At 33.9% G+C, this 11,852-nt stretch carries 11 protein-coding genes; 10 read left to right on the forward strand and 1 reads right to left on the reverse strand.

Annotated elements, in window-relative coordinates; translation table 11 throughout:
- The coding region (locus GSY74_RS07390) for a hypothetical protein (RefSeq protein WP_164664462.1) at positions 1-536 on the forward strand (536 nt) is incomplete at its 5' end.
- Positions 537-639: 103 nt separating this feature from the next.
- Here GSY74_RS07390 and GSY74_RS07395 read toward each other — a convergent pair.
- Positions 640-1,251, reverse strand: coding sequence for a recombinase family protein (locus GSY74_RS07395; protein ID WP_164664463.1), 612 nt, complete (start codon positions 1,249-1,251; stop codon positions 640-642).
- Positions 1,252-1,406: 155 nt separating this feature from the next.
- Here GSY74_RS07395 and GSY74_RS07400 point away from each other — a divergent pair, with 155 nt between their 5' ends.
- From GSY74_RS07400 to GSY74_RS07440, 9 genes are all read left to right on the forward strand, one after another.
- Positions 1,407-4,418, forward strand: coding sequence for a Tn3 family transposase (locus GSY74_RS07400; protein ID WP_164664464.1), 3,012 nt, complete (start codon positions 1,407-1,409; stop codon positions 4,416-4,418).
- Positions 4,419-4,822: 404 nt separating this feature from the next.
- The gene (locus GSY74_RS07405; RefSeq protein ID WP_164664465.1) at positions 4,823-7,246 is read left to right on the forward strand and encodes a helicase HerA domain-containing protein; all 2,424 of its coding nucleotides are present in this window, start codon (positions 4,823-4,825) and stop codon (positions 7,244-7,246) included.
- A 13-nt stretch (positions 7,247-7,259) separates the two neighbouring features.
- On the forward strand, positions 7,260-8,006 hold the full coding sequence (gene trbJ, locus GSY74_RS07410) for a P-type conjugative transfer protein TrbJ (protein ID WP_164664466.1): 747 nt from the start codon (positions 7,260-7,262) through the stop codon (positions 8,004-8,006).
- 3 nt (positions 8,007-8,009) lie between these two features.
- Positions 8,010-8,984: a type IV secretion system protein gene (locus GSY74_RS07415; protein ID WP_164664467.1), complete on the forward strand. Its 975-nt coding sequence runs from the start codon at positions 8,010-8,012 to the stop codon at positions 8,982-8,984.
- Positions 8,985-9,074: 90 nt separating this feature from the next.
- A complete protein-coding gene (locus GSY74_RS07420) occupies positions 9,075-9,293 on the forward strand; it encodes a hypothetical protein (protein ID WP_164664468.1) in 219 nt (72 codons plus the stop codon).
- A 14-nt stretch (positions 9,294-9,307) separates the two neighbouring features.
- A complete protein-coding gene (locus tag GSY74_RS07425; RefSeq protein WP_164664469.1) occupies positions 9,308-9,970 on the forward strand; it encodes a VirB8/TrbF family protein in 663 nt (220 codons plus the stop codon).
- 10 nt (positions 9,971-9,980) lie between these two features.
- Complete coding sequence (gene trbG / locus GSY74_RS07430; protein WP_164664470.1) at positions 9,981-10,907, forward strand: P-type conjugative transfer protein TrbG; 927 nt, start codon at positions 9,981-9,983, stop codon at positions 10,905-10,907.
- Positions 10,897-11,598, forward strand: a complete 702-nt coding sequence (locus tag GSY74_RS07435; RefSeq protein WP_164664471.1) for an SH3 domain-containing protein — start codon at positions 10,897-10,899, stop codon at positions 11,596-11,598. The genes trbG and GSY74_RS07435 overlap by 11 nt, the downstream gene beginning before the upstream one ends.
- Positions 11,599-11,607: 9 nt before the next feature.
- The coding region (locus tag GSY74_RS07440; protein ID WP_164664472.1) for a hypothetical protein at positions 11,608-11,852 on the forward strand (245 nt) is incomplete at its 3' end.

Below are 11,852 nucleotides of genomic sequence, written 5' to 3' on the forward strand. Positions count from 1 at the left end.
ATGATGATAAAAAAATATTTTACTATGAAAATATTAAGGAGATTGATTTTGAAAAATCTTTAAATACAGAAGTTATAGAAACGGATATAAAACTAAAAGAGCTTCATGGATATGAGGTTGTGATTGGAGAAAAAGTAAAATTTCTTACTAGTGTAGAGGATATTGTATTAACCATTGGAAATATAAAAGTTAATGGTGAAAAATTTATTGTTGTTGGTAAAGATGAAAATGGATATGATATGGAACTACCATATACTAAAGAGAGTCTAGTGAGGTTTATTCAGAGTATAAAAGATAAAAAATCAGGAATCAAAGAGATAGATATAGTTAAAAGAGATTTTCTAAATAGAAAGTTCAAGCAGAATATTCAAAGTGATTTAGGTGGATTTGAAGAGGCTACTTTTGAGATAATAGATTTTAAACCAACAGATGATGAGAATAAATTTATTGCTATTATTAAGATGCCTGATGGGAGTATTCAAGATAGTACAGCTCCTGTTGATAAAAAGGCTCTTTTAAAGTTGAAGTGGGAATAAAAATATAGAATTTTACAGCTATCTTACTCCCATCTTAGGCTACTTTTACATAACCACGCCAAAAGCGACATTGATTCTTTAATAAAACTTAAATTAAAACTCTTCAAAGCTTAAGAACTTTCTCTCCAAACTCTCTAAGCTCCCCTGTGGGTCCAACATAACGATAAAGAGTAGGGCGAGTAATCCCAAGCTCTTTACAAAGTTCAGCCACAGAAGTATCACGATTTTTCATGGAGGCTTGAGCTAATCTCACTTGAGCTTTAGTCAATTGAAATTTTCGTCCACCTTTTCGTCCTCTAGCTCGTGCTGCTTGAAGTCCTGCTATGGTTCGCTCACGGTTGAGTTCTCTTTCAAACTCAGAAAGAGCAGCAAAAATAGAAAAGACCATTCTCCCTGATGGAGTGGTGGTGTCAATATCAACCCCTTGACCAGAGAGAACTTTGAATCCAACTTTTCTTTGTGTTAATTCATCAACTGTAGAGATAAGATGTTTTAGATTTCGTCCAAGCCTATCAAGTTTCCAAACCACCAATATATCATCCTCTCTAAGAGCCTTAAGACAATTTTCCAATCCTGGTCTATCCTCTTTGACTCCAGATGCTTTGTCCGAGTAGATATTTTCTTTTTGAACTCCTGCTTCTATTAGTGCATCTATTTGTAAATCTAAAACTTGGCTTCCATCTGATTTTGAGACTCTTGCATAACCTATAAGCATTTTGGTTTTCCCCTTATGTAAATCAAACCACCGTTTGTGACCCATATTCAATTTATATTAAAATAGATTCAAATAGTATAAAATAATCCGTTACTTATTCTAAGTATAGCAAAGGTTATATACAATAAGAATAAAAAACAAATAGGAATGACTTCATGGGAACAACTTTAAGAATCCTAACCAAAGAGGAAGAAAAATTTTTAGAACAATCTCCAAAATTCACTTATCAACAAAAAGAGTATTTTTTTAAATTACCAAGTAGTCTAATGGATACTTTAATCTCCGTTGATAAAGCTTCAAATAAAACCCTACTTATTTTGATGTTTGGCTACTTTAAAGCAACCAATAGATTTTTTAAAATTGAGAGTAGTGATGAGAATTTGTTTTATATCGAAGAGATTTATAATCTTAAAAAAACTAAAATTATCTCCAGTAGTTCAAGAACCATTCAGCGATATAAGAGATTAATAAAAACCCATTTAGGTATTAAGCCTTATGATAACTCGATAGAAAAGCAACTTCAACAAGAGGCAATTAATCTTGCCAACAATTTTGTACATCGTAAAAAAATACTCTACTCTTTAATTGAGTTCTCAAAAAAGTTAAAGATAGAAATACCCAGTTATTCTGAACTGTTGAGAATCATTTCAGTCGCTCTAAGTTACCCAAAAATAAATGTTTTAAACAAACTAGAATCTTATTTAAATGATGAGAGGTTAAAAGTGCTTGATGATTTTTTAGATAAAAATAGTAGCTATAAAAACAAGTATAACATCATACAGTATAAACGAATAGGACACTCCACAAATCGAAAGCAGATGTTATTGAGTTTGGAGCATTTTAGTACAATAAAATCTAAATTTAATGCCATAAGAGCGTTGATAGAGACTATAGGAGTTACTCCAAAAATGGCTCAATATTATGCTAGATGGATTGAGAAAGGAAAAACAACCCAACTTACTCAAAAAGATAAACTCAATACAAGTTTCCTCCTTCTATCTTTCATCTATTATCAATATCTCATCCGTAATGATAATCTAATTGATAGATTTATCTCCATTGTACAAAGTGCCAAAAACTCATCACTTAGGTCTCAAAAAGATGCTAGTTTTGAACAGGAGCCGAATAAAAATAGAATTATTCAATCGCTAGAGGAGTCTAATCTTTCAATGCTTAATGAGATTGATGCCATTTTAAAAAATGAGACTATTAACGCCTCAAAAAAAGTAGATCTTATCAAACAGCTTGTAGAACAAAAAAGCAGGGTTCTTACAGAGATACTCTCAGAAAAAAAACTGTTTGAATCTTCAGTTGATAAGAGGTATGAGTTTATTGAGAAAAAATCAAAATCACTTCAAGGCAAACTATCAGGAGTAGTTAAAGCTCTTGAGTTTGATGAACCAAGCTCTCATAAAAATATTATTGAGGCGATTAATTATTTCAAGAACCGAGATGGAGATGTTCAAAAAGATTCCCCCAGAGCATTTTTGAGTGAAGAGGAGCAACAAGTTATCTTTGAAGAGGGGAAATTTAGAATATCACTCTATAAAATATTGCTCTTTTTTCATATTGGTGATGCCATAAAATCAGGAAGACTTAATCTAAAACACTCCTATCGTTATCAAAACTTTGAAAGTTATCTGATTGATAAAGAGGAGTGGAAAAAATATAAAGATGCACTATTGAAAACCTATAATTTGGAGCATTTAAAAGAGTTGGAGAAATTTTTAGAACCAATAAAATCAAAATTAGAGAGTAGCTATAAGCAGACCAATGAGAGGATTATCAAAGAGTTAAACACCAATTTTAGATTAACAGCAGACTCTTTTATTCTAAAGACACCCAAGCTTGAAAAAGAGCCATATCAAGAGGAGTCTATCTCCAAATATTTTCCTCAAAGCGATTATCTTTCTGTTATTGATGTGTTGCACTCCATTAATCAAGAGACCAATTTTTTAGAAGCTTTTCAACACTATAGTCAAAGTAAAAGAGAGAGAAATCAAAACCTACTGTTGGCTTCTGTATTGGGCTATGGATGTAACATCAATATCTCAAAAATAGGTAAAATTTCCAAAGGAATCAATGAGAATCAACTTGATAATACCAGGATATGGTACTTTACAGGAGAGAACACCATTGAAGCCAATAATAGAGTTATTACATTTATGGACACTTTAGATATTGTAAAACTGATGAGAAGTCACAAAGAGGAGAATCATACTTCTAGCGATGGTCAAAAGTTTAATATGAATCCCTCAGTAGATTCCACCAATGCAGGACACTCTCTTAAATACTTTGGTTTCCCAAAAGGGGTAAGTGTTTATACCTTTATAGATGAGTCACACCAGCTCTTCCATTCACAAGTTATCAATGTTTCTGAACGAGAGAGTGGGTATGTGATTGATGGGTTGATGCACAATGATGTCATAAAAAGTGATATACACTCAACGGATACACATGGATATAGTGAGGTTATTTTTGGATTGACTCATCTATTGGGATTTTCATTTGCACCAAGGATTAAAAACTTTAAAAAGCAACAACTCTATAGCTTCAACTTTCCAAAGGAGTATCATGCTCTAGGCTATAAACTGATTCCAAAACATAAGATAAAAGAACAAATAATGAAAGAAAATTGGGATGATATTCTACGGTTTGTTGTCACTATAAAATCAAGGAAAACAACCACCTCTCAACTGCTAAAACGATTAACCTCTTATAGCCGTCAACACAAGTTATATAGGGCAATCAAAGAGTTCGGAAAAATTATAAAAACAGATTTTTTACTAACTTATATTGATAATGTTGAGCTTAGACAACGCATTGAGAAACAGCTCAATAAAGTAGAAGCATCTAACAAATTTTCTAAAGCCGTTTTCTTTGGGAATAATGCAGAGTTTCAAGTCTCAACAGTAGAGGAGCAAAATATCGCTAATAACTCAAAAAGACTAATTCAAAACTCTATAATCCTCTGGAACTATCTTTACATGAGTAAAAAAATACAACAAGCTCAATCTCAAAAAGAGAAGGATGAAATTATTCAAGCTATTCAAAACAGCTCTACAGTTCATTGGAGTCATATCAATTTTTATGGGGAATATGATTTTACTAAAAGGAGTAAACGCGTTAGTGCCATGATTAGACTTGACAAGGAGGAACTTTTTTAGTTGAGAGAATCACTTTAAGCTAGATTTAAAGGGGGATGCCGAAAAAAGGAGATTGTTTAAACTTGTGTATATTTCAGATTAAATTAAGAACTCTTGGCGTGTTTGGTACCTTTGTGTATTTCTCTTGTAAAAACTCTAAAGCTTTGAGGAATTTTAATTTAAGTTTTATTGAAGAATCAATGTCGCTTTTGGCGTGGTTATGTAAAAGTAGCCATCTTACATCTATCATTATAAAAAAAATTAAAAGATATTAGGGTTGGTAAAGTTATAAACTACCCCAAAAACAGCATTATAACATTTTAAAGCATATTAAAAATAAATCATTTATATTAATTTTAGTTAGTTTTTATTAAGAGTAAAGCAATTTTCTTATAAAATACCCTTAATGTCAAAAGGGAAAACAAATGATAAATCTAAAAGCCTACAGAGATAAACCAAAATCTCTAGGTGATTTACTAAACTATGCAACGATGATAGACTCTGCAACATTGTTAAATAAAAATGGCTCACTCACCACAGGGTATAGTTATACCTCTAGTGACCTCTCATCAGCCCCACTCTATGAGAGAAATGCATTAACCAATAGAATGAACAGAATACTAAGCCAATTTGGTAGCAATTGGACAATACATATAGATTCCTTTAGAACCAAAGTTAATAACTACCCTAAAGAAGAAGAGTCATTTTTTAAAGACCCCATAACCAAACAGATAGATAACAATAGAAGAGACTACTTTGAAAATCAGGGAAATCTATACGAAACACAATTCACCCTATTTCTAACCTACATCCCACCCTCAAAGGTTAAATCATTACTGCTCTTAATGAGTGGAGAGAACAGAGAGACTGAATTTGAGACTCATATAAAATATTTTCATGAGAAATTGGCAGAGTTTGAAAATATTTTCACCTCATTTTTTAAAATAGAGAGACTAGAGAACTATACACAAGAGGATAAGTATAAAGAAGAGTCTATCTACGCCCCTATTCTCTCAACCATTAACTACTATATCACAGGTAAAAAACATCCTATAAAACTACCACCTCTTCCAATGTATCTTGATAGTATTATAGGAGCTAAATCTTTAATAGGTGGATTAGAACCAAAGATAGGTGATAAGTTTATAAAGATAGTCTCTATCGATGGCTTCCCTATGGAGTCAAGCCCAAATATTCTAAATAACCTAAACTTGATGGATTTTGAGTATAGATTCTCAAATAGATTTATCTATCTTGACCAGAGTGAAGCTCTATCACTACTAGATAAAGAGAGAAGAAAATGGAATCAACAGACCACCTCTTTATGGCAACAGCTTTTTGACATTCAAACAAACAAAGTTGATAAATACGCCACCGAGATGGTAGAGCAGATAGACTCTGCCACAGCTGACCAAAAATCAAATATGGTCTCTTTTGGTTACTATAGTGCAAATATTGTCATACTAGATGAAGACCAAGAGAGACTACATAAAAAAGTTAATATCGTTATTCAAAATATTGAGAGCTTAGGATTTAGTGCAAGAGTGGAGAACTTTAACGCATTAGAAGCGTGGTTGGGAACTCTACCCTCTCACTCCATAGAAAATCTCCGAAAACAGATGATTTCAACCCTAAATCTAGCTCACTTTATCCCTACAAGTAATATCTGGACAGGAGATAGATATTGCCCCTCTGATAAGTTTCCCATAAAGTCACCTCCCCTACTCCACACCGTATCAGATGGTCATGTACCCTTTAGACTAAATCTACATGTAGAGGATGTAGGACATACACTAATATTTGGTCCAACAGGAGCAGGAAAATCAACTCTTATTGCTCTACTTGTAGCTCAATTTCATAGATATAGAAATGCAAAAATATTTGCCTTTGATAAGGGAAACTCACTCTTTGCACTTACCAAAGCAACTGGTGGGAAACATTATGAGATACTAACAGAGGATTCAGAACTATCCTTTGCACCATTAGCCAATCTTCAAACCACAGCAGATAGAGTTTGGGCTGAGGATTGGATAGAGATGATATGTGAGCTACAGGGGCAAACTGTTATGCCTGAACAGAAAAGAAAAATTAGAGAAGCTTTAAATACCCACATAGATACCAACTCAAAAACCCTAACAGAGTTTATAGCTCAAATCCAAGATGATAATATATCAGAAGCTCTCTCATTCTATAGCTCCAAAGGCTCTATAGAGATACTTGATGGAGATGTAGATAGTATCACATTTGCAACACTATCTACATTTGAACTTCATGAGCTTATGCAGTTAGGGGATAAAGTAGTTATACCCATACTACTCTATCTCTTTCATAAGATAGAGCAGTCACTTGATGGATCACCATCAGCCATTTTTATTGATGAAGCGTGGGTGGTTCTTGGTCACCCTGTATTTAGAGATAAAATCAAAGAGTGGTTAAAAGTTCTTAGAAAGTATAACTGTGCTGTTATACTTTCAACCCAATCTCTATCAGATGCAACCAACTCTGGAGTATTGGATGTACTCCAAGAGTCATGTCCTACAAAAATATTTTTACCCAACTCAAAAGCTTTCCAAAAAGGAACCGATAGCACTATTTTAGGACCCTATGATTTCTATAGAACCTTTGGACTAAATGACCAAGAGATAGAGATTATCTACTCCTCTATACCTAAAAGAGAATACTACTATAGCTCACCCAATGGTACAAGAAAATTTAATCTAATGTTTGATGATTTCACCTTAGCATTCTGTGGAGCTTCCTCGATAGAGGAGGTAACAGAGATTAAAAAACTAATTGCAGAAGATGAGTCAACTTGGATATCTAAATGGATTCAATATAGAACCAACTAATATAAAGGGAGAGATGAAACAAATCATACTATCAGCTATTATCTTATCGGTAATATCTCTATCTTCATTACAAGGTAGCTCATTTGCAGGTTCACTAGAGGTTACCCAAGTGGGTCAATGGGTGGATGATAAGATAGATTCAGTCAAAGACTATGTACAGTTTGCAAAGAATGTAAAACATAATCTTGACCAATTAAAGACAATGAGGACTAATCTGAAAAAACTAGGTTCAAGAGATTGGATAGACTTTGAAGATCAAGTAAGAGAGCTAAAACGATTGGTTAGTTATCAAGATGCTTTAACTTACGCAGCATCAAACTATGAGACCCTTTTTAAAAACAAGTATAAAAATTATGATGAGTTTGTACGAATGTATCAAAGTACAACAGGTGTTAGAGACTTTGCCCAAGAGTATAAAACTCTAAACAAAAGTACAAGAAATACCGTAGAGTCAGCTCTAAAACAGCTAAATTTATCAATGGATGATATGGAAGATGATAAAGTGGTCATGGACAGACTAAAAGACTTAAGTAAAAGTTCTGTAGGACAGAAACAGGCTATATCTGTAGTTAGTCAAATCTCTCTACACTCCATAGAGCAACTAAAAAAACTAGAAAAAGTCCTTATGTCAAACCATCAACTCCATGCTGCATGGATAGCCAAAAAGAATGCTAGAGAGGAGATGGAGGATGCAGCTCACTCGACACGAGTACCTGCCAATGGTAGAGACCTCACTATAAATTACGGAAAGGCATATTAATCTATGAAAGCCAATAGAAAACTCCAAACTATAGCCGTGGTTTTAATAATACTGCTCCCACTCAATCTATTGGCAACTTCTGTTCCTGCAACCCAAGACCCAACACTATATGATGATATAGTTGATTCATTTATAGCATCAGCTAATCAGTGGCAACCTATCTTTCAAAATCTAGGTTACAGAATATTTGTAGCTCTTGCAGCTATACAGATAGTTTTAGAGTTGGGATTCATGGCAGCAAGAGGTGAGATAGAGCTTGGTGGAGTAGTGGCTACATTTATGAGAATGTTTTTAATATTTGGAATTTTCTATGGACTTATTGGAACACCAAACTTTTTTATAGATTGGTTCAATAGCTTTAATCTCTTAGCAGACCAAGCCAATACAGCAGCAGGTGGAACGGCTGTACACGCGGCTAATCTATTCGCGGCAGCTGACCAGATATTTCATCTTGCTATTGATAACTTCTCTCTATTCGATTTTGGTAAAAGCATGGCTCTGATTCTTGCAGCTTTTTTAGCAGGGATTTTACTCGTACTACTCTCAATAGAATTGCTTATCACTATCCTAAAATTCTACTTTACCCTCTATATCAACATTATTATGATGGGATTTTCAGCACTACAACAGACGAGGCAGTGGGCAATTAATGGGATTACTAATCTTTTAAAAATAGGATTAGAGTTACTTATGATAAAACTGATTATTGGACTCTCTATCACTACCATTATGCAGTTTGCAAATGATGCTTCAAATAATGATAATCAGAGCTTGATATATCTGGTCATCTTGGTACTCTCTCTCTTCTCACTAGCAAAAATGATTCATCCAATGGTAGAGAGTTTCTTTACAGGATATGGTTCAAGTAATAGCAACTTTGGTCAAAGAGTAGGACAAGCAGGATTAACTTCAGCTACAAACTCTATTGGACAAGGTTTAGGAAATGTAACAAGCTCTACAAAAAGTCAAGTCTCATAACTAAAGACAAACCAAACTTCACAAAATGGTGTTAATCAATCATCAGGACAAGCACCAAATACAACAAATGGAAGCAGTAGCAGTAAGAGTATGAATAATCCAATAAGCATGAAGAGCATAGGAAAAGGAGTAGGTGAAGCTACTCTAAAAGCAACAGTAGGAACACTCAAAGCAGTTTCAAATATTGGTGGAAGTATGGCTAAAGAGGCTTTGGATGAGCGACATACAGCAAATTCAAATACAACTTCATCCCAAGATTATCACAAAAAGTTCCCAACAAACTATAGCCCACCAAGCAATAATAAATAGGAGAGAATCAGATAATGCAGAATAAAAAGAGCCAAAACAACAGTGTCTATATGGATGCAAAAAGAGAGTGGAATGAACGATATGGCTCATATATCAAACAGGCACACACTTGGAAGATTATATCTATCTCTCTTATGCTTATAACTCTTCTAGCCGTAGGAGGATTTATATACACCTCTTCTCAAAATAGATTTATCCCCTATATCGTCCAAATAAACAAATTGGGTGAACCCATTTCCATCTTTAGAGCCAAAGCCACTATTATCAAAGACCCAAAAATAATCAAGTTCTCACTTTCGGAATTTATAGTCAATTATAGAACAATCTATAATGATAAAGATGTTCAGGTTCAAATGATAAAAAAAGCCTACAACTATCTATCAGCCAACTCTCCTGCATACAATATGCTAACACAGTACTTTGTGGATAATCCACCATTCCACCAAAATAAGCGAGTAGTAGTAAAAATCATATCAGTGCTAAATCTCTCAAAAAATAGTTGGCAGATAGATTGGGAAGAGGAGACATTTAACAGTAAAGGTGAGCTAACTCAAACAGAGAACTATAAAGGTATCACAAAGTTTGCAATAGTACCACCAACAAGCGAAGAGAGAATACTGAAAAATCCCATAGGACTCTACATCACAGAGTTTAACTTTAACCAAAAAATTAAATAGGAGGTATAGATTGAGGAAAATTTTATTACTAATATATATCACACTAAGTAATCAACTTTTAGCAGAAAATAGCTACTTCTCAGAAGATAGCTACAGAATGGATGAGAGAGAGTGGGAGTCTGTACGACAGGCTAAAAAGTGGCTAGAGAATGATATTCGCTCGATGAAAGGGAGAGATGGACGAATCACATTTTTACATGGTGCAACCATGCCATCAGTCATCTGCTCTCCACTAAAGATAACCGATATTCAGCTAGAAGTTGGTGAAGAGTTAAAATCTATACAAGCAGGTGATACAGCAAGATGGAACTTCTCAACAGATGTATCAGGAAAAGGTAAAAATGAGATAGTTCACATTATTGTAAAACCTCTTGACCTTGGGCTAAATACAAATCTTATTATCTTTACAGATAGACGAACCTATAACCTCAAACTCATCTCAAAAAAATATGCATGGACTCCAATTGTAAACTTTACCTATAACGCTTCACTTCAAAGCTCTCTACTCAACTATAAACAGTACAAAAGAAAAAAAGCAAACAGCTATAGGAAACAAAACACATTTGAAAAGTCACCTCAAAGCCGAGTAGATATAAATAACTTAAATTTCAATTACGAAATAGAGGGTGATGCAAAGTGGAAACCTCTTAGAGTCTACAATGATGGTATAAAAACCTTTATTCAGATGCCAAAAGATATGAGTGTACAAGAAGCACCTGCATTAGTAGTTTTGGATAGCTCATCCAATAAAAACTTGGTCAACTATAGACTGAAAGAGGATAAGTATATCGTAGATAAACTCTTCGATTCAGCCATGCTCCTACTTGGTGTGGGAAGTGACCAAGAGAGTATTATGATATATAGAGTTGATAAAAACTCTAACCATAAACCTAGTAATCATCTAAAAATATTAGAAGGAGTTAGTAATGAGTATTAAAAATAGATTTCTAATAGTTACAAGTGTAGCTCTACTATTCATAGGATGTAATTCAAAACCCACTCACTTTAGTCCATTTGTTTGTGATAAGATTGACCTAAGTAAAAAGAGAGATGCTATAGTGGTTCATGATTTTATAACTATTATAAAAGCCTATTATTCACCTGCAACAACTGTATTTCAAATAGAGAAGACAGGCTCTATGTTTGAGAAGAGTATAGAGAGTGAACTTAGAAAAAGAGGTTATGGTATAGGTGCTATCTATGGTAAAGGTATAACAAGAACTCCTCTAGCTTGGAGAGTTACCTATCTCAATAAAAAGATGATTCGAGTCTCTTATCATATTGGTGAAGATGTTAGTATTAGTAGAATCTACAAACTAAAAGATAGACAGTATAAACCCTTTAGCTCATTCTCTGCTGTTGGGCTAGATAGTAGAAAGTTTGCAAATTTAGACTTCTCCATGCCAAAAAATATAAGTGCAAGAAAGCAAAGCATTTTATCACTAGCAAAAGTAACAGCAAGTAGTCTGAAAATCAGGTCCAAACCTAGTGCTAAATCCAAAGAGATAGCTACGATAAAAAGAGGAGAGAGTATATCCTATAGTGAAATAATAATGGATAGTAGAGGTGAAGAGTGGGTAAAGCTAGAGGGTGGAGGCTATATGAAAGCTTCATATCTAAAGTTTTAAGAGCCAACAATGAGTAATAAAAATCTCCAAGTCAATCAATCCCCATCAAGCATGAGCCAAGGTGGGAAGTTTGCCTCTAAAAAACCCTATCTGATACTCCTTGGAATCTTTACCCTATTTCTAATAGGAATGATATACGCAACAGCCCAAAGAGGAGATACAAAAAGAGAGCAGGAGCAAGATAAACAAAACATTATAAAATCAGACACCACAAAAATAGATGAGTTACTAAGATCTCTAAGCTCTATGAAGCA

This window comes from Sulfurovum sp. bin170 (assembly GCF_010892395.1).
Taxonomy (GTDB): domain Bacteria; phylum Campylobacterota; class Campylobacteria; order Campylobacterales; family Sulfurovaceae; genus UBA1140.